The organism is Turicibacter sp. H121, from assembly GCF_001543345.1.
Taxonomy (GTDB): Bacteria; Bacillota_I; Bacilli_A; order MOL361; family Turicibacteraceae; genus Turicibacter; species Turicibacter bilis.
In genome coordinates this window covers 2088008-2105730 of the sequence record NZ_CP013476.1, presented here as the reverse complement: position 1 = coordinate 2105730, position 17723 = coordinate 2088008, and the positions used below count along the sequence as shown (strand labels likewise).

Sequence of the window (17723 nt, the reverse complement as noted above, 5' to 3'; positions counted from 1 at the left end):
TTAAGATAACGGTCACGTTGTGTAAACATGAGACTAATTCATTAATAATCAGAGCTTCAATAAAGTTTCATTCGTAAAACTCGCCAGTTCCTAATGAGGTCGTTTGTGTCTTTGTAGCGATAATTTTGAATCCTTGAGCTTCATAACAACGAATGGCACGTTTATTCCAAGTACGAACTTCTAGATGTAGCGGTTTCTGGCCATAACGACGGATACTTTCTTGCTTAGCCAATGCAATAATTTGTTGACCGATTCCCTTCGAGCAGTAATCTGGATGAACACCAATCCCAAAGAAGACATGCTCATCTTCATTTAATAAATTGACAAAACCAACTAACTTTTATAAACAAATTATTTAAGCCCTACCAATGGAAGATACCTAAGATCTTAATCTTTGGACCCACCCTTCCTCACACATCTCTTCCCATGATGATAAATTATAAAGATCGTAAGGTGCTTCATAGCACCAAGTACAAATTTGCTTCGCGAACTCTTCTGTTAATTCGGTTTGTTTAAGTTTCATAAAATCTCCCCCTTCAGTAGATTCCTTATTTTACTATACGCCCTCAAACTTATCCACACCTATTATTTAAACTTAACATAAAAAAGACAGCTCCCGCTGCAGAAGGAGCTGTCTTTTTTGTTATTCGTTGTAAATCGCTTGATATTCTGGCATTTGTCTAATGTCAGCCAATTCATTATCTGTTTTCATATACTCAATTAAACTAGGACTTAATTGAGTTGAAAATTTAATATCTTCTAACGCCTTTTCATTCTCGTGTAATAGGGCATAGCAACACGCACGGTTATAATAAAGAACTGAAACCTCAGGATTATATTTAATCCCCTCGGTATATAACGCGATACTCTCTTGATAATCTTCAAATACTTCTTTATATAAAATAGCTAAATTTAAGTATGTAAATGAATACTCTGGATTGCTGTTTAATGATTTACGATAATAGCGAATAGATTCTTTAATTTGTCCTAATTTTCGGCAGGCCACACCTAAATTAAACAGTGCCATGTAATCGGCTGGATCGACTTGATGCGCACGATAGAAATAATGATAAGCTTTTAAGTTTTTATCTTCAGCCTCATAGATACATCCTAAGTTAATATAGGCATAATAGTAGGCTGGCTCAATTTCAATCGTTTTCTCATAATGATAAATAGCTTTTTCATTTTCTCCTAATTCATCATAGATATTAGCTAAGAAAAAATGTGCAGCTTCATAATTCGGATCAAGTTCAATTGTTTTTTTGTAGTAATAAATGGCTTTCTCATAATCTTCATTATCATCATAAATCGTCGCTAATCCATAATAAGAGGTTGGAAACTCTGGATCTAATTTAATCATGTCATAAAAGAGCTGAATGGCGTTTTTCTGCTCATCAACTTCATCATATAAAAAAGCTAATTCAAGCATTAAATCTAAATCCTCTATTCCAAAGGGTGTTTGGTAGGCATTAATAAAATGTTCTAATGCTTTTGAAACATTCCCGAGCTCTAAATAGTGTGCAGCCACTGTTTTTTGATTTAAATAGTATTGGTAAGTTTGTTCTGGCATTAGATCCCCTACCTTTCTTCTTAACGATTAAATGTTTGGCGAATCAAGGCATCGCCTGTGCTTACCTCTAAATAAATGACCTCTAACTCATCAGTTTCAGCTGTAATAATGGCATACGTCTTCTCTTTTGTATTGCGCGGTAAAACGACACTTCCGGGATTTAAGAAGAGAATGCCTTCATTCATTTCTGCTCCTATACAATGAGAGTGGCCATAGCAAACGATGCTAGCTCCAACTTCTAAAGCTTTATAGTAAAGACGTTGCATTGAATATTTAACATCATACTGGTGTCCGTGTGTCATAAATAAGGTTTCTCGATGATTGAGTTTCTCAACACGATGAAGAGGATACTGCTGATCGAGGTCACAATTTCCACGTACGGTTAAGTAACCTTGAATGTCCGGATGATTACTCATGAGCTGAGAATCTCCACAATGAATAAATAAATCTGCGTCGTGTAAATGGCGCTCACGAATGAGTTTTAAACTTTTTACATCCGCATGACTATCACTAACAACTACGATTTTCATGGCTCATCCCTCTACACTAAATTCATTAAAATAGTTTGTAATTTCGCAAAGGCATCCGCACGATGGCTTAATACATTCTTTTGATGCTTCGGAATTTGTGCCATTGTCTTTTCAAGTTCCGGTAAGTAGAAGATTGGATCGTATCCGAACCCTTCACTTCCTAAACACTCTGTCAAGATTTGTCCTTCACACGTTCCACGAACGACTGACTCCTCTCCTTCAGGTGTCACTAAAGCTAATGCACAAACAAAGCGAGCCCCACGTTGTTCAGTTGGAATACCTTCTAACTCACTTAATACTTTTTTAATATTCGCTTGATCATCGCGGCCTTCTCCTGCATAACGCGCACTATAAACGCCAGGACGTCCATGAAGTGCATCGACTTCTAAACCTGAATCATCAGCAATCACAACTTGATTAAATTGTTTCGCAATTGCACGCGCCTTAATTAAGGCATTCTCTTCAAACGTTTCTCCGTCTTCTACGATATCTTCGATTTCTTCAAAATCAAGTAACGATTTGACAGTAATATGATATTGACTGAAAATGTGTTCAAATTCTTTAGCTTTTCCAGCATTTTTAGTAGCAATAATAACTTCTTTCATTCTCTAGACTCCTTAGCTAATTTGTTTTTGCATCGCGATTAATTGTTGAATTCCTTGACTTGCTACGTCTAACATTTCAAGTAACTGTGCATGAGAATACGTTGCTTCCTCACCTGTTCCTTGAATTTCAACAAATTGACCACTTTCTGTCATAATCACGTTCATATCCACTTCAGCTGCTGAATCTTCTTCATAATTTAAATCTAAAATGACTTCACCATTTAAAATTCCAACCGAAATGGCGGCTAAATATTCTTTTAATGGGGACTCAGCAATCGTTCCATCAGCCACTAATTTATCAAAGGCTAATTTCATCGCTACCATTGCTCCTGTAATCGATGCAGTACGTGTTCCACCATCGGCTTGAATCACATCACAATCAATCCAAATTGTACGTTCTCCTAATTTTTCTAAATCAACAGCTGCACGAAGTGAGCGACCAATTAAACGTTGGATTTCCATCGTACGGCCACTCACTTTTCCGCGTGCTGCTTCACGAATATTACGTGTATTAGTTGCGCGTGGTAACATTGAATATTCAGCTGTAATCCAACCTTTTCCTTGTCCACGCATAAATGGCGGTAACTTATGTTCAATGGTTGCCGTACAGATTACTTTTGTATTTCCGAATGAGACAAGGACGGCTCCTTCAGGATTAATTATATAATGGGGAATAAATTCTACCGATCTTAGTTCATTATTCTTACGTTCGTTTGCTCTCATATTTATCACCTTACTTGATTAAAACTTTCATCCCCTATTATAACATAATCTCTTTTTTATTGGGCTTCAATTAATGATTCAAAATCGAATCGACTCGTTGGTACCGCAATAGAATGATCTACCTCATCCATCACTTTAATGTTTCCGTTGATTGAAACCGAAACCATTTCAATATCATCTAATTCCGTTAATGTCATCACCAATTGTTTTAACATCGTTGATGAAACTTTTGTTTGTTGACTGTCATAGTATAACTCAGAACTGAAATTTAATGAAACTAATCCATCACTAATGACTGGATCACTCAATAATGTCGTCTCTTGATCAAAAACACTCACATAATTTTGATTCACAGGCCCTTGAATTAAAGCAGAGATAGCATAAGTAACTGGATCAGTTGAAGCTGGAATAAGACGTGTGACTGGAACTAGCAATCCATCTTTACTATCATCTGTTACAAAATAAAGCGTCACAAGCTGCGTTTCATCAAAGTTTGTTGTATCTAATTCTAAATTAATTCCCATTGATCGGTCAAGTCCACGACTGACTGGCAATGTTCCATTTAAATTAGACACAGGTTCCCCATCAATCTCAAACTTCACTTTATCGACATCAACTAATTCAGTATACGTCCAAACAAGAGAAGATAACAAATCTTGTTCTTCATCAGCTGTATAATCTAAAAATTCCGGTGAGACATTCAGTGTCAGGACCCCATTTTCTAAGTGGTAATCATTTAAAGTAGCCGTAGGTGAGACTAAAGAAGTGGTTCCAACAGGCAGCTGATTTGATTTAGTTGTTAAGATTTCAAATATTGCTTGAATTGGATTACTTTCTTCACCTTTTTTTACGTATGTTTTGACAAGATTGTCTGACTCATGTAAGGCATAAACTGCATAATACTCTTCTGACGAATAGACGATTTGTTCTTGCGATGTTTGTTCACTCATCGTATTGACTAGGTTTCTTGCTGCAGGATCTTCAGATCTACTAGCATAATAAATAAACAACATTGCGAGGACTGGTAATGTTAATTTTTTTACCCATTTCGTTTCCATTTCTTTTCACCTCTTCTTAAATATATAGCTACTATATGAAGGGGTAAAAAAAAAGATAACCTTTACCGCAAGTTATCTAAAGAGTCGAGAATAGATGTCAATTCTTTAAATCATTCGATAAAAATTATCTTGTTCGTTGCATGGTTAGCGATTATTCATGATATTTTGATAGTTTTCTTTAAATGGATATTTCTCATTCGATAAAATAATTGATTTAAATTTATAAAAAATATTATGTAAAACAAGCGCATCCACAATCGCATCATGAATTTGTGTCCCCGTAAAAATTTCATAACTTTTAATGGCATTATATAGTCCAATATCTTGACCAATTTGGTAATATTGTCGATGAACACGTTGTAAATCAATAAGTTGATCGGTTTCAAATAAAGGCTCAACCTGATTTAATAAATAAGAGTTTTCTAGAATGAAACCATCTGAAACTCCCCAAACCAAGAAGATTGGGTTATATCGTGCAATAACTTCTTTAATATAATCATAGAAGTCTTGATAGCTCATTCCATAAGCTATCGCTGATTCGGTAATTTTTAAGAATTCTTGTGTTTTTCCTGAAACATGCGGGAATAAGGTTGGTTTCACATAAGCAGAGAATTTCTCTACTAGATTTCCTTCTGCATCTGCAATGATTAAACCGAATTGAATAATTTCAGGGTGAAACTTCATCCCTCGGTATTCAGGACCACTCATCGAAAACTCTAAATCTAAAAAGGCATAATAGTTCGAATCTAATAACGTATTAATTGTTTGTCTTAATTCGTGCTTAATAACTTGAGGATTTTCAGCTTTCTTACGATTTTCGTTTTTAATCGCTGTAATCGCAAAATAACTAGATTTTCCAATTTTGAATTCCATTGGGTTATACGTAAACTGAAGAAAATCTCCAGGTTTATATTGATATTTAATAACATTAAAATGTTTGGGCGTAATATAAAAATGAATCAATTGCCCACCTGTATGTAACGAAATACGCGGAATCGATAAATTCAATGATTGAATTTTCCCTTTTAATTCTTTACATTTTTGCATCGTTAACTCAAGATGATTAATTTTCTTCTTCCCACTTAAGCTATATTGCACGGACTGTCCAATCATGGACGTTGATACCGTTAGCTTAGGGTCGAATGAAAACCACGTCTCATTCATTAAGATTTTATGTTCGTCTAAATTTATTTTTAAAATCACTCCGGTATGTCCGAGCATTCTGACCACTTCCATCAAACAGTTTCATCATATCTACATGATGCCTTAAACTTTTTTCTTTAAAATTACTGAAGTTTAAATCTTCATCATTCTATATTATTATAATACACTTTCTCCCTTTAATCTACTCGCACATTATTTTTTTATATTCTCACAACCTCTGAGTAATCATTTTTTTCGACGTCATTAATGACGTAAATTTATATACGTCACGATAAATTTTCTATAGGGAAAATTTTAAGCCCTATCAGTGGTGGATTCATTTCGGTTAGAAATGGTCCATGATCCATCGTTACTATAGTCCGTCTTAATATCCAAGTATTTTAAGAAATAAGCTTAACTTGAAATATCTAGTTTTTTCGCTTTACATATAGATAAAATTTTAAATCTGGCTGATGATTTCAAAGCTTAACCTACAATAACTACCACATTTAACTCCTAAATCTAGTCGTCATTCCATGAAGCTCATCTATTTCAAAAAGGGATAGCATTTGTTGATTAATAATCTATTATATGCTTTGAATAATTAGCTTTATGACTGGCTAGCACCTCCCAACCCATCTTTTATAAAAAATTAAAACAGTGATAACTATTGACCATTACTAGTTTGCTGTTGTTTTAATAAATCTAAAATTTGTTTCATTCGATCGAGTAGCACACCGAATCCATATAAAAATACAATCAAAATGATATGAAGCGCAATACATGTCACCATTTGATTTCCAAGTCCTAAAATAACAACAAGCATCACTAGACTTAATAATTGAAAAAACTGTCCCAACGTCATTAAAATTCCTCCACCTAACAATGATAACCTTATTTTATCATACACTTACCTAAGCAACAATCGAATAACTAATAATGACTTGATATAAAAATACGTAAAAAAACCACCTTTAAAGGTGGTGATTTTTATAGTTTAATGACACCCAATCTTAATAGCTCAATAATCGCCTGTGAGCGTCCTTTGACGTTAAGTTTTAAGATCACATTTGAAATATGATTTCTAACCGTTTTTTCGCTAATTTTCAACTCCTCAGCAATTTCACCCGTAGTCATATTGTGAACGAGTAAGTCGAAAATTTCTTGTTCTCTCTTCGTTAAAATTGACTGACCTTTGTTCAACCTTTCTACCCCCTATTCTTTTGAGGTAGTCATTATCCTCGTTGATACGACGGTTATTGCCACCGTATCTAGTATATCTTATGTATCAAGTCATGATTAGTGCCACTTAATCAGTCAAAACCGTGCGAATTGTTATTGTTTTTTCTGTAGTTCTTCTCCAATAAATAGTTTCACACGACGAATGAGTTCTGGAGCAAATCCAAGTTGTTCATAGGCTGAGTCATCTGCTTCTAGCATCTTTTCAAGTGATCCAAAATTTTGAATTAATAATCGTTTTCGTTTAGGTCCAATGCCTGGAATCTCATCTAAAATCGATGTTAATTGACGATTTTGTGCCGTTTGATGATGAAAACTTAAAACAAAGCGGTGAACCTCGTCTTGAATACGGGTTAATAAATTGAAAACATTTGCTCGACCTTTTTTCTTTAAATTAATTTCTTCCATATCACGGCCATCAAGTAAAAACGCTGTTCGATGCTTTTCATCTTTAACCAATCCCACAACCGGAATAGATAGATTTAATGATTCAAGTACTTCCATCGCAACATTCACTTGTCCTTTTCCACCATCAATGACGATTAAATCTGGAGCTGGTAATCCTTCATTAAGTACTTTGAAGTAACGACGATAAATAACCTCTTTCATCGCTTGATAATCGTCACCTTCTGACGTCGTCGTAATTTTATATTTACGATACTCTTTCTTATCTGGACGACCATCCGTGAACACAACCATTGCCGAAACGGTATCCATTCCTTGATGATGAGAATTATCAAAGGCTTCAATTCGATGGGGCGTTGGAAGACTTAACAACTCCCCTAATTTTTCAACGGCTTTTAACGTACGTTCTTCTTGCTTTTCAATCAATTGAAGTTTTTCATTGAGCGCCATCTCTGCGTTCTTCATCGCTAAATCAACAAGTTCTTTTTTATCTCCCTGTTTTGGAACCATCACTTTCACATCAAGCAACTGAGACAATAACTCTTGATCTAATGTTGAAGGAATAAAGATTTCTTTTGGCTTTAAGGTATTATTACTTTGATAGAAGCGTCCAATAAACGTTAGCACTGCTTCTTCGACATCATCGATTCCATCAAAAATCGATACTTCACGCTCAATCACTTTTCCTTGACGAATAAAAAAGACCTGAACGCAGACTCGTCCCTCAACTTCAGCATAACCAAAGACATCTCGATCAATAAAATCATTTAATGTCATCTTTTGCTTTTCAACGGTTGCTTCAATATGAAAGATTAAATCGCGATATTCTTTAGCACGCTCAAACTCTAAATTTTCAGCTGCTGCTTCCATTCGTTTCACTAAATCGGCTTTTACCTTTGAATAGTCACCTTTTAAGAAGCGGGAAATTTCCTCAATATACGGTTTATAATCTTGGGTCGGGATTTCATATTCACACGGTCCTAAGCACTGGTGAATATGATAATAGAGACAAACTTTTTTCGGAATCGTATGACATTTTCTTAATGGATATAATTTATTTAATAAACGAATCGTTTCATTAGCTGCCGTTGCATTTGGATAAGGTCCAAAATACTTTCCACCATCTTTTTTTATTTTTCGTGTTGTTACGAGTCGTGGATGGGTTTCATTCGTAATTTTAATATATGGATAGTGCTTATCATCCGTTAACATTATATTATATTTGGGATCGTATTTTTTGATTAAGTTGATTTCTAAGACGAGCGCTTCAAGTTCACTCGATGTGATAATATATTCAAAATCGACAATTTCACGAACTAAACGTGCCGTTTTTCCATTATGTGAACCTGTAAAATAGGATTTGACACGATTTTTTAAACGTTTAGCTTTTCCCACATAAATGACTTGACCCTTAGCATCCTTCATTAAGTAACACCCAGGATTCATCGGTAATAAAGATAGTTTATCTTTTAATAATTGATTCAAGCGTTTCACCTCTTACTTCCTTTGAAACGTTATCGTTTTGCAATAAAAAATCCTAGTCTTCATTTATTTTTAAACGAAGATTTCTAGGATTAGTTTGGCTCATTGCCCACATCATTATTTCAGATTATATGATAAAAACGAACGTTCTTCTTGACCATTAATTAAAATATAAGTGACCTGGTCTTGCTTATAAATTTTCTTCATTGAATCATAAACCTTCACTTTATACTCTTTTCTTCCTTGGCCATCTTCAATAATATCATAGTAAAGCTTTAACTTTCCATTTGAAACATGTAACTCATATAACTCATATTTTTGGCTTGATTGGGGAATGGCAACTGTAATATGATCATCATTATTTCGCTTCACCTGTTTATAGAACTGTTCTAATCGAGAAAGATTAATAATTTTAGTCTCAGCTTGGATGACATCTCCATCCGTTTCTCCTTGCATGACATCATATGTATCATGGGCATTCACTTGTAAATTAAAATCTCCCCAAATAAAATATCCGCTGAGTACCACTAACACTATTAAAACTCCAAAACTAATACTTGTTTTTTTCACCAAATCCCACCACCTATTATGTCAATTATGGTGTTATTTTATCATCTTTTTTATGTCGAAAACAAGAGAATGCTCAGTTTTTTAATCTGATTATTGGAATCTTAATAAATCCTTATTCAAAATCAAATCAGAATAGTATAAATCTTGTACAGCCACCTTTTCTAGTGACTCACAAAAACTTTGATCAACCAACTCACCTGAATCAGAACGTAGGCATGTTGAATCAGCATATCGATACTCACTTCCAATAAAACTTCCATCTCGTAACACAATCAATTCACGACGATCAGCGGCAAATAAATCCTGTCCAAAATTGATGTACGCATTCACTGGTAATCCAACTAAATTTAAAAGTGTCGGTTTCATATCAATCTGTCCTGAAACCGTAGAAACCACTTCTCCTTCTTCTTGATTCGGCAAATGAATAATAAATGGCACGCGTTGTAAATCTAAGTGTCGATTTAATGTAATTTCTTCTTCCTGAAGTAATATCGCTAAATCCTCATAATAACTTTCTGATAATCCATAATGATCACCATACATCACAATTATTGTGTTGTCATAAAGGCCACTTTCTTTTAAGTTCGTGATAAAAGATTTGAGTGCTTCATCTAAGTAACGAACGGTCGTAATATAGTGGTTTACAATCTCATTATTTGTCTCTCCTGGCGAAATGTACTGATACTGCTCTGGAATTTCAAATGGATAATGATTCGTGAGCGTTAGTAACTTTGCATAAAAAGGTTGGGGCAGTCCTTTCAGATAATCTAACGTCTGTTCAAAGAAAGCTTCATCGGTTAATCCCCATCCAAAACTATTTTCTTCGTTGACTAAAAACGCAGATTCATCAAAGAAATGATCAAATCCAAGTGCTTCATACATCGTTTCACGATTCCAAAATTCCTTCTCATTGGCATGGAAGACAGCCGTATAATAACCTTGCCCCTTGAAAATAGAAGCTAGACTTTCATATTGATTTTGCGATTTCGCATAAAAAGCTGATCCACGATCAGCAGCATATAATGAGTTTTCAGTAATAAATTCAGCGTCTGATGTTTTCCCTTGTGACGTTTGCTGATAAAAGTTATCAAAATAATAACACTCTTGAATGAACTGATTTAAAAATGGCGTTACCTCTTCTCCATTGACTTCTAAATTAATTGCAAATTCTTGTAACGATTCCAATGAAATGACGATAATATTTTGATCTTTTGCCACCCCAAACAACTCAGAATTAGGATTAATTTGATTAGATTTGACATAGTTACTCACTTCAATAAATTCATTATTCTCAGCAAGTGCATAGTCAATTGGTGTCGTTAAACTTAAGTAAATATCATAAAGGCCATATTGATAGATTCCCAACGTTTTAATCATAACCTCACGATTATATGGAACGTTAAACATTGGTAATCCACTCAAATACGATAACCCAAACGTTAAAAGATAAGCTCCAATCATTGAAATAAAATATTTCTTATAAAAGTGAGGAGTAACCTTAGTTGAATCTTTTATTCGTCGATTTGCTACCATTAAAATAGGTAAGTTCATAACTAGAAATAATACTTTAAAATCGATTAAGTTCATCACACTACTTCCTAATCCTCCTGTATTATCCATTTGAAGTAAAATAGGTAGCGTCATGATATCATCATAAAATTTATAAAACAATGTATTCGCAATCATAATGACTGAGAAAAAAGCTGATACTCCCATAACTGCAAAACTTCTTTTTGAGGGTTTTAAAAAATAGATTGATCCATAAATTAATAAGATAGGTCCAATTGAATTAATAACAATTAAGATCTCTTCCCCTAAAGATACCAACGATAGTCGGAAAAAAAATTTATAAACAATATATGTTTGTAGCCATGTCATGAAACTAGCGATAAACATTAATTTTTGATTTTTAGTTAAACTCATTGTTTGTTTCCCCCTTATCTACTTAAATAATCTACCATAATAAGGATTTATGTCAATATTTCTCTTTACTTATGACTCACTCGAGAACTTAAAAAGCATTGATCTCATCATATTTTAATCTTTTTTTACTACCCTAAAATGCAAGCTTAATTAAACAAAATTGTTAAAAAAGTTTGCATTTGATGAGAAGTGGTCGATTTGAAAAATCGTAAACTTTGTCAGATTATTCTAATATCATTCTAATAAAACGCTTATGGTTTTAAAATTCGGTTCATTTAGTGTTGGTAACATATTATTGTACAAAATAATATGTTACCGATTGAGCCCTCCCTAATTCAAATTTTCTGTCAAATAAAAATGCTTATAAGTATTACTTCTCCTCTTCTATCTTCATTTAAAAATGATTGTTAAATTAGCTTAATCTTCATCCATATACCTCTGCTATTTCTCACAAAAAAAGAGCCACCTCATTTTGAGATGGCCCCTTTCACCTAATATGATTACATTTTACCTTGACGGCGTAAATCTGCTAACATCATATCAATTTTATTACCATATTCAATTGATTCATCAATTTCAAAAATTAAATCTGGAACTTTACGTGTCGACATACGTTTCCCTAACTCACTACGGATAAATCCTTTTGCACGTAATAAGGCTTTTGTTGCCGCTTCACGACGATTTTCTCCACCTAAAACAGAATAGTAAATCTTACAGAATGATAAGTCACTCGTTACTTCTGCTCCTGTTACCGTAACAAATCCCACTTTTGTATCTTTAATTTCATTCATGATGATATCCGTTACATCACGTTCAATTTGTTTTGAAAGTTTTTGTACTCGAATTTGTGACATCCTGAATCACCCTTTTTTATATAATTCCGTTTATTAAGCGCGTTTTACTTCTTCCATTACGTACGCTTCAATGATATCTCCTTCTTTGATATCGTTGTAGCGTTCGATTGTGATACCACACTCATAACCGTAGTTAACTTCTTTAACTTCGTCTTTGAATCGTTTTAATGAACTTAATTCACCTTCAAAGACGACGATTCCATCACGGATAACACGTACACTTGCATTACGTGATACAGAACCATCTGTTACATAACATCCAGCAATTGTACCAACTTTTGATACCTTGAATGTTTGACGAACTTCTAATTGTCCTGTTACTTTTTCTTCGAAGATTGGATCTAACATCCCTTTCATCGCTGCTTCGATTTCTTCAATCACTTTGTAGATGATTGAATGTAAACGAATATCTACCCCTTCGTTAGCTGCTTGCTGACGAGTCGTTGATGATGGACGTACGTTGAATCCGATGATGATTGCTCCTGAAGCTGCCGCTAATGTTACGTCAGTTTCAGTGATTGTTCCAACTGATGCACGGATAATGTTAATTTTAACACCTTCAACATCGATTTTTTGTAATGATCCACTTAAAGCTTCAACTGAACCTTGAACGTCACCTTTGATGATAACATTTAATTCTTTCATTTCTCCTTCTTGGATTTGAGAGAATAAGTCATCTAATGAAACGGCTTTACCTGGTTTATTTCCAAGTTCACGAGCATTTGCTGTACGTTGATCAGCAATTTGACGTGCTTCTTTTTCACTCGGGAATACCATGAAGCGATCTCCTGCTTGAGGAACATCATTTAATCCAGTGATTTCGATTGGTGTTGATGGTCCTGCAGCTTCAATACGTTGATTTAAATCATTAACCATTGCACGAACACGACCGTGAGTATTACCTACAACGATAGCATCTCCAATACGTAATGTTCCATTTTCAACTAATAATGTTGCAACTGGTCCACGACCTTTATCTAATTTAGCTTCAATTACTGTACCTGTTGCTAAACGTTTAGGGTTCGCTTTGTACTCGTTCATTTCAGAAACTAAATTAATCATTTCTAATAAGTCATCAATTCCTTCACCTTGTAAAGCAGATAACTTAACGTAGATTGTATCTCCACCCCACTCCTCAGGAACTAATGAGAATTCAAGTAATTCTTGCATGACGCGTTCTGGGTTAGCTGTTGGTTTATCCATTTTGTTAATAGCAACAATGATTGGAACTCCAGCAGCTTTAGCATGATCGATTGCTTCTTTTGTTTGTGGCATAACACCGTCATCTGATGCAACAACAAGAACACAGATATCTGTAACTTGTGCACCGCGAGCACGCATTGATGTAAACGCAGCATGTCCTGGTGTATCTAAGAATGTAATGACACTTCCACCGTGGTTCACTTGGTATGCACCGATATGTTGCGTGATTCCTCCCGCTTCTCCTGTTACGACACGTGAGTTACGAATTGCATCTAATAACGTTGTTTTACCATGGTCAACGTGCCCCATGATTGTAACAACTGGTGGACGTTTTTCTAAATCTTCTTCTGAATCTTCAATCACGATTTTTTCGAATTCTGTTACATCAGTGAAGATTTTATCTTTTACTTCGAATCCAGCTTCCTCAGCTAATAATTCAACTGTTTCACGATCTAATGTTTGGTTAACTGTCGCCATCATTCCAAGCATTAATAATTGCTTAACGATTTCTCCAGTTGATTTTCCAAGACGCTCAGCTAAATCCCCTACTGTTAACTCATCGCTATAGTAAACGATAGCAGCATCTTTGTCTTCTTTAACAGGAACGTTTGCAATACGATCGCTCTTATCATTTTTACTTTTCTTTTGATTTGCTTTTTTCTTTTTTGTAATTTTAGGATGTTTTACTTCAACATACTCATCATATTTGAATAAATCGTCTGTATCATTTGTAGAGTCCTTTTCATTGCTTACTTGTGACTCCATTTTAGTTTTTTCATTTTTAAAATTTTTATCTAACATCAATATAACATCGTCTCCTAACACTGACATGTGACTTTTAACTGAGAGGTTGTTGTCTGATAAAAACTGCAACACCTCTTTACTAGAAAGATTTAATTGTTTTGCATATTCATGTACTCTCATTTCGTCACCTCACTTAATGTATGCATTTACGCATTAATTTTATTTTTTAAAGCTTTTGCAAAATTAGGATCGGTAATCCCAACAACTTTTCTAAAGTCTTTACCTAATGCATGACCTAGTTCATCACTACCTGCTTTTTGTACCCATTCGACACCATAAAACTTACATTTATCAGTGACCTTTTTAAATGTATTCGCTCCTGTGTCTTCTGCTATGATAACAAAGTGTACTTTTTTACTTTGAATAGCCCCAACTACAAGTTGTTCTCCTGTAATCACAGCACCGGCGCTTAATGCTAAGCCTAAAAAATTCAACCATTGTTGATTCATCTTCATCACCTATTTCGTTTGTTTCTGTGCTAATTCAGCTAATTCTTCATAAATAGCTTCAGGAACTTCAACTTCAAGGTGACGACTTAAAATATTTTTCTTTTTAGCTAATGCAACAACTTCGGGTGTTAAGTGTAAATAGACGCCACGACCATTCTTCTTACCAGTTGTATCAACTGATACTTCACCATCAGTCCCACGAACAATTCGAATTAATTCTTTTTTAGGTTTTTGTTCACCTGTAATGACACATTTACGCATAGGGATTTTCTTTTGTTTCATACAATGACCTCCTTGCGTGATTTTTTTATTATAGTTCAATTCCTAAATTTTCAGCTTCAGATTCAGGTTTGATATCGATTTTCCATCCAGTTAATTGAGCTGCTAAACGAGCATTTTGTCCACGTTTACCAATAGCTAATGATAATTGGTTATCTGGAACTAAAACAACTGTTGCTTTTTTCGCTTCATCCACTACTACTTTTGTTACTTGCGCTGGACTTAATGCATTTGCAACTAATACTTCTGGGTCTTTAGAGAATTGAATGATATCAATTTTTTCACCGTTTAATTCATCCACGATGTTTTGTACACGTTGTCCTGATGGACCAACACATGCTCCAACTGGATCCACGTTTGGATCTTCTGAAGCCACACAAATTTTTGTACGATCTCCAGCATCACGAGCAACTGACATGATTTCAACTGTTCCATCATAAATTTCTGGTACTTCTAATTCAAATAAACGTTTAATTAAGTTTGGATCTTTACGTGAAACGTAAACAACTGGTCCTTTATTTTTAGATTCAATTTTACTAATATAAACTTTAATACGTGAGTTTGGTTTGATTTCATCTGGGTTCATAATTTCGCGCATTGGTAATAATGCTTCAATTTTTCCTAAGTCAACGAAAACATGTTTACCATCATCTTTTACCACAATACCTGTGACAATTTCTCCTTCGCGATCTTTAAATTCTTGGAATAAATTATCGCGTTCTGCTTGACGAATACGTTGTTTAACAACTTGTTTCGCTGTTTGTGTTGCAATACGTCCGAAATCTTTAGGTGTTACTTCGAAGTTAATGATATCTCCTTCTTCATAATGAGGATTGATACGCATCGCTTCAGCTAAACTAATTTGTTCTTGAGGACGCGTTACATCTTCAGTAACTGTTTTTTGTTGATATAATTTAACTGTTCCAGTATGTTCATTGATTTCAACTTTAACATTTGTTGCTTGGTTAAAGTTTTTCTTATATGCACTAATTAATGCATGTTCAAAAGCTTCAATAATAATATCTTTTGAAATACCTTTTTCTTTTTCAAGTAATTCAAGAGCAGCAAAAAACTCTTTCGTGTTCATCCTTATATATCCTCCTTAAAACTTAATCGCAAGTCGAACCTTAGATGCCATATCATAAGGGATTTCAACTGTTTTTTTGCGAGTTTTAACTAATACTTCAAGTGTCATGATATCATTTTCGAATTGTGTTAAATAACCTTCGAATTCTTTTTGATTATCAATCGCTTTGTACGTTCTTACATTAACATAAGCTCCGATAGACTGTGCCACCGCTTCTTTTGTTTTTAATGGGCGCTCAGCACCTGGTGATGAAACCTCTAACATGTATTCATCTTCGATATAATCATGCTGATCTAATTTTTCACTTAATGCTTCGGCAATTGTCGCACATTGGTCAATATCAATTCCTTCTGGTGTATCAACATACACACGTAAGAAGAAAACTTGCCCCTCTTTCACATACTCAACATCAACTAAGTCAACTTGAGCTGCCTCGCAAATCGGTTTAACTAATTCTTCTGTTTTAGCTACGATATTTGACATTAGGATTTCACCTCTTTCAAACATTTTAACCATAATACAAAAGAGTGGGAAGTCCCACTCTTACACGAAATACTATGTGAAATTATTTTAACACAATTTAATTAGCTAGTAAAGTCATTCATGAATAATTGTGTTCTTCCAGTATTTTTACCATGTGGCCCATCATCTTTATTATAGACGAAAACGGTACATTATAATACTACCCGCAATCGAAACATTTAAAGATTCAATATTTTGTGTCATTTCAATAAAAATATTTCGATTTGTTGTGGATAGTAATTCTGGATTAACTCCTTGACCTTCATTGCCTAAAATAAACGCCATTTGAGAATCCTCTTCGATTTCTCCTAACGGCTGTCCATTTTCTAAGCTTGTTCCATAAACTTTAACACCATTCGCTTGAAGCATTGGCACATATTCTTTTAATGAATGAAACTCGATTGGAATTTTAAAAATCGCACCTTGTGTTGAACGGATGACCTTTTCATTGTACACATCGACACATCCATCTCCTAAAATGACACCATCAAAACCAAACGCGACAGCACTTCTTAAAAGGGTTCCTAAATTTCCTGGATCTTGAACACGATCTAACAATAATAAACGATTTTGACGTTCAATCGTTTTTGACTTCATTTCACAGACCGCCATGATTGGTTGCGGTGTTTCAGTAGAAGCAATTTGAGTAAATAAGTTTTCTTTTAAAATATAAACCGGTTGTTTTCCATTAAAAGCCGGATTTAAATGAACCGTTGATCCTTCTTTAACTAAAATTTCTTTAACAACATTTGAATTCATTGCTTCTAATACTAAGTGTTCACCTTCAACAATGAACTCATTTGATTGATATCGGTATTTTTTTTGTTTTAACTTCATCCATTTTTTAACTTTAGGATTACTACTTGATTCAATTAACATGTCATCACCTATAAATTATTTTAGAATTCTTCTTTACTATACACTATTTTGTTTTCTGTCACCTCATATTTTTAAATTTTTTTGTGTATTATTTTGTCGAATGTGGGCAAATTATGATTGTCAGGAGGTGACAAATATGGCCAGTCGTAATAAATTAGTTGTTCCTGGTGCTCAAAATGCTATCGACCAAATGAAAGCTGAGATCGCTCATGAATTTGGCGTAACTCTTGGCCCAGATACATCAGCTCGTCAAAATGGTTCTGTTGGTGGTGAAATCACTAAACGTTTAGTGAAACAAGCTCAACAGCAATTAGGTTCTCAAAACCAACAATAATATAAGAAGAAACAATTTTTAAGAGGCAATCAGATGGTTGCCTCTTTCTATATCTCCCCTTAAG

The 17723-nt window shown here is 34.3% G+C and carries 21 protein-coding genes; 1 reads left to right on the top strand and 20 read right to left on the bottom strand.

The annotated features are described in order from the left end of the window. Positions 1–67: 67 nt before the first annotated feature. The 20 genes from AT726_RS13255 to AT726_RS09950 form a co-directional block, all read right to left on the bottom strand. On the bottom strand, positions 68–286 hold the full coding sequence (locus AT726_RS13255; RefSeq protein ID WP_237297249.1) for a GNAT family N-acetyltransferase: 219 nt from the start codon (positions 284–286) through the stop codon (positions 68–70). A 93-nt stretch (positions 287–379) separates the two neighbouring features. Continuing rightward, the gene (locus AT726_RS13250; protein ID WP_237252530.1) at positions 380–523 is read right to left on the bottom strand and encodes a hypothetical protein; all 144 of its coding nucleotides are present in this window, start codon (positions 521–523) and stop codon (positions 380–382) included. A 120-nt stretch (positions 524–643) separates the two neighbouring features. Continuing rightward, the gene (locus AT726_RS10035) at positions 644–1570 is read right to left on the bottom strand and encodes a tetratricopeptide repeat protein (RefSeq protein ID WP_055276382.1); all 927 of its coding nucleotides are present in this window, start codon (positions 1568–1570) and stop codon (positions 644–646) included. A 20-nt stretch (positions 1571–1590) separates the two neighbouring features. Continuing rightward, entirely contained in the window at positions 1591–2100 is a 510-nt protein-coding gene (locus tag AT726_RS10030; RefSeq protein ID WP_055276379.1) for a YfcE family phosphodiesterase, read from the bottom strand. A gap of 11 nt (positions 2101–2111) precedes the next feature. After that, positions 2112–2705 carry an XTP/dITP diphosphatase gene (locus AT726_RS10025; RefSeq protein ID WP_055241137.1) on the bottom strand — a complete coding sequence of 198 codons (594 nt, stop codon included), beginning with the start codon at positions 2703–2705 and terminating at the stop codon, positions 2112–2114. Positions 2706–2717: 12 nt separating this feature from the next. Next, positions 2718–3428: a ribonuclease PH gene (rph, locus tag AT726_RS10020; protein ID WP_055241139.1), complete on the bottom strand. Its 711-nt coding sequence runs from the start codon at positions 3426–3428 to the stop codon at positions 2718–2720. 56 nt (positions 3429–3484) lie between these two features. Continuing rightward, positions 3485–4486 (bottom strand): GerMN domain-containing protein, encoded by a 1002-nt coding sequence (locus AT726_RS10015; RefSeq protein ID WP_055276377.1) that lies wholly within the window; start codon positions 4484–4486, stop codon positions 3485–3487. 144 nt (positions 4487–4630) lie between these two features. Further along, positions 4631–5722 carry an exonuclease domain-containing protein gene (locus AT726_RS10010; protein WP_055276375.1) on the bottom strand — a complete coding sequence of 364 codons (1092 nt, stop codon included), beginning with the start codon at positions 5720–5722 and terminating at the stop codon, positions 4631–4633. Between the two features lie 574 nt (positions 5723–6296). Beyond that, entirely contained in the window at positions 6297–6494 is a 198-nt protein-coding gene (locus tag AT726_RS10005) for a hypothetical protein (protein ID WP_055276373.1), read from the bottom strand. 125 nt (positions 6495–6619) lie between these two features. Next, on the bottom strand, positions 6620–6832 hold the full coding sequence (locus AT726_RS10000; protein ID WP_055241147.1) for a helix-turn-helix domain-containing protein: 213 nt from the start codon (positions 6830–6832) through the stop codon (positions 6620–6622). Positions 6833–6964: 132 nt separating this feature from the next. Beyond that, the gene (uvrC, locus tag AT726_RS09995) at positions 6965–8767 is read right to left on the bottom strand and encodes an excinuclease ABC subunit UvrC (RefSeq protein ID WP_237297082.1); all 1803 of its coding nucleotides are present in this window, start codon (positions 8765–8767) and stop codon (positions 6965–6967) included. A 105-nt stretch (positions 8768–8872) separates the two neighbouring features. Next, complete coding sequence (locus AT726_RS09990) at positions 8873–9325, bottom strand: DUF4362 domain-containing protein (RefSeq protein ID WP_237297080.1); 453 nt, start codon at positions 9323–9325, stop codon at positions 8873–8875. Positions 9326–9415: 90 nt separating this feature from the next. Continuing rightward, positions 9416–11248, bottom strand: coding sequence for an LTA synthase family protein (locus tag AT726_RS09985; RefSeq protein ID WP_055241152.1), 1833 nt, complete (start codon positions 11246–11248; stop codon positions 9416–9418). Positions 11249–11748: 500 nt separating this feature from the next. Beyond that, positions 11749–12102 (bottom strand): 30S ribosome-binding factor RbfA, encoded by a 354-nt coding sequence (gene rbfA / locus AT726_RS09980; RefSeq protein WP_055241154.1) that lies wholly within the window; start codon positions 12100–12102, stop codon positions 11749–11751. Positions 12103–12135: 33 nt separating this feature from the next. Beyond that, positions 12136–14229, bottom strand: a complete 2094-nt coding sequence (gene infB, locus AT726_RS09975; protein ID WP_068759507.1) for a translation initiation factor IF-2 — start codon at positions 14227–14229, stop codon at positions 12136–12138. Positions 14230–14255: 26 nt separating this feature from the next. Further along, complete coding sequence (locus AT726_RS09970; protein WP_055276367.1) at positions 14256–14558, bottom strand: L7Ae/L30e/S12e/Gadd45 family ribosomal protein; 303 nt, start codon at positions 14556–14558, stop codon at positions 14256–14258. 9 nt (positions 14559–14567) lie between these two features. Further along, the gene (rnpM, locus tag AT726_RS09965) at positions 14568–14840 is read right to left on the bottom strand and encodes an RNase P modulator RnpM (protein ID WP_055304997.1); all 273 of its coding nucleotides are present in this window, start codon (positions 14838–14840) and stop codon (positions 14568–14570) included. Between the two features lie 28 nt (positions 14841–14868). Further along, on the bottom strand, positions 14869–15924 hold the full coding sequence (nusA, locus tag AT726_RS09960; protein WP_055241162.1) for a transcription termination factor NusA: 1056 nt from the start codon (positions 15922–15924) through the stop codon (positions 14869–14871). Positions 15925–15939: 15 nt separating this feature from the next. Further along, positions 15940–16407, bottom strand: coding sequence for a ribosome maturation factor RimP (gene rimP, locus AT726_RS09955; RefSeq protein ID WP_055241164.1), 468 nt, complete (start codon positions 16405–16407; stop codon positions 15940–15942). Positions 16408–16578: 171 nt separating this feature from the next. Further along, entirely contained in the window at positions 16579–17325 is a 747-nt protein-coding gene (locus AT726_RS09950) for a TrmH family RNA methyltransferase (protein WP_055276361.1), read from the bottom strand. 136 nt (positions 17326–17461) lie between these two features. Here AT726_RS09950 and AT726_RS09945 point away from each other — a divergent pair, with 136 nt between their 5' ends. Further along, on the top strand, positions 17462–17659 hold the full coding sequence (locus AT726_RS09945) for an alpha/beta-type small acid-soluble spore protein (RefSeq protein WP_055241168.1): 198 nt from the start codon (positions 17462–17464) through the stop codon (positions 17657–17659). The last annotated feature ends 64 nt before the right edge of the window (positions 17660–17723 follow it).

Bases quoted from the DNA above. Each gene is read 5' to 3' on its own strand.
- rph (WP_055241139.1), bottom strand. From the start codon at position 3,428: ATGAGAGCAAACGAACGTAAGAATAATGAACTAAGATCGGTAGAATTT.
- AT726_RS09945 (WP_055241168.1), top strand. From the start codon at position 17,462: ATGGCCAGTCGTAATAAATTAGTTGTTCCTGGTGCTCAAAATGCTATC.
- rnpM (WP_055304997.1), bottom strand. From the start codon at position 14,840: ATGAAACAAAAGAAAATCCCTATGCGTAAATGTGTCATTACAGGTGAA.
- AT726_RS10010 (WP_055276375.1), bottom strand. From the start codon at position 5,722: ATGGAAGTGGTCAGAATGCTCGGACATACCGGAGTGATTTTAAAAATA.
- AT726_RS09985 (WP_055241152.1), bottom strand. From the start codon at position 11,248: ATGAGTTTAACTAAAAATCAAAAATTAATGTTTATCGCTAGTTTCATG.
- AT726_RS13250 (WP_237252530.1), bottom strand. From the start codon at position 523: ATGAAACTTAAACAAACCGAATTAACAGAAGAGTTCGCGAAGCAAATT.
- nusA (WP_055241162.1), bottom strand. From the start codon at position 15,924: ATGAACACGAAAGAGTTTTTTGCTGCTCTTGAATTACTTGAAAAAGAA.
- AT726_RS09970 (WP_055276367.1), bottom strand. From the start codon at position 14,558: ATGAATCAACAATGGTTGAATTTTTTAGGCTTAGCATTAAGCGCCGGT.
- infB (WP_068759507.1), bottom strand. From the start codon at position 14,229: ATGAGAGTACATGAATATGCAAAACAATTAAATCTTTCTAGTAAAGAG.
- AT726_RS10025 (WP_055241137.1), bottom strand. From the start codon at position 2,705: ATGAAAGAAGTTATTATTGCTACTAAAAATGCTGGAAAAGCTAAAGAA.
- AT726_RS10005 (WP_055276373.1), bottom strand. From the start codon at position 6,494: ATGACGTTGGGACAGTTTTTTCAATTATTAAGTCTAGTGATGCTTGTT.
- rbfA (WP_055241154.1), bottom strand. From the start codon at position 12,102: ATGTCACAAATTCGAGTACAAAAACTTTCAAAACAAATTGAACGTGAT.
- rimP (WP_055241164.1), bottom strand. From the start codon at position 16,407: ATGTCAAATATCGTAGCTAAAACAGAAGAATTAGTTAAACCGATTTGC.
- AT726_RS10015 (WP_055276377.1), bottom strand. From the start codon at position 4,486: ATGGAAACGAAATGGGTAAAAAAATTAACATTACCAGTCCTCGCAATG.
- AT726_RS09950 (WP_055276361.1), bottom strand. From the start codon at position 17,325: ATGTTAATTGAATCAAGTAGTAATCCTAAAGTTAAAAAATGGATGAAG.
- AT726_RS10035 (WP_055276382.1), bottom strand. From the start codon at position 1,570: ATGCCAGAACAAACTTACCAATACTATTTAAATCAAAAAACAGTGGCT.
- AT726_RS10030 (WP_055276379.1), bottom strand. From the start codon at position 2,100: ATGAAAATCGTAGTTGTTAGTGATAGTCATGCGGATGTAAAAAGTTTA.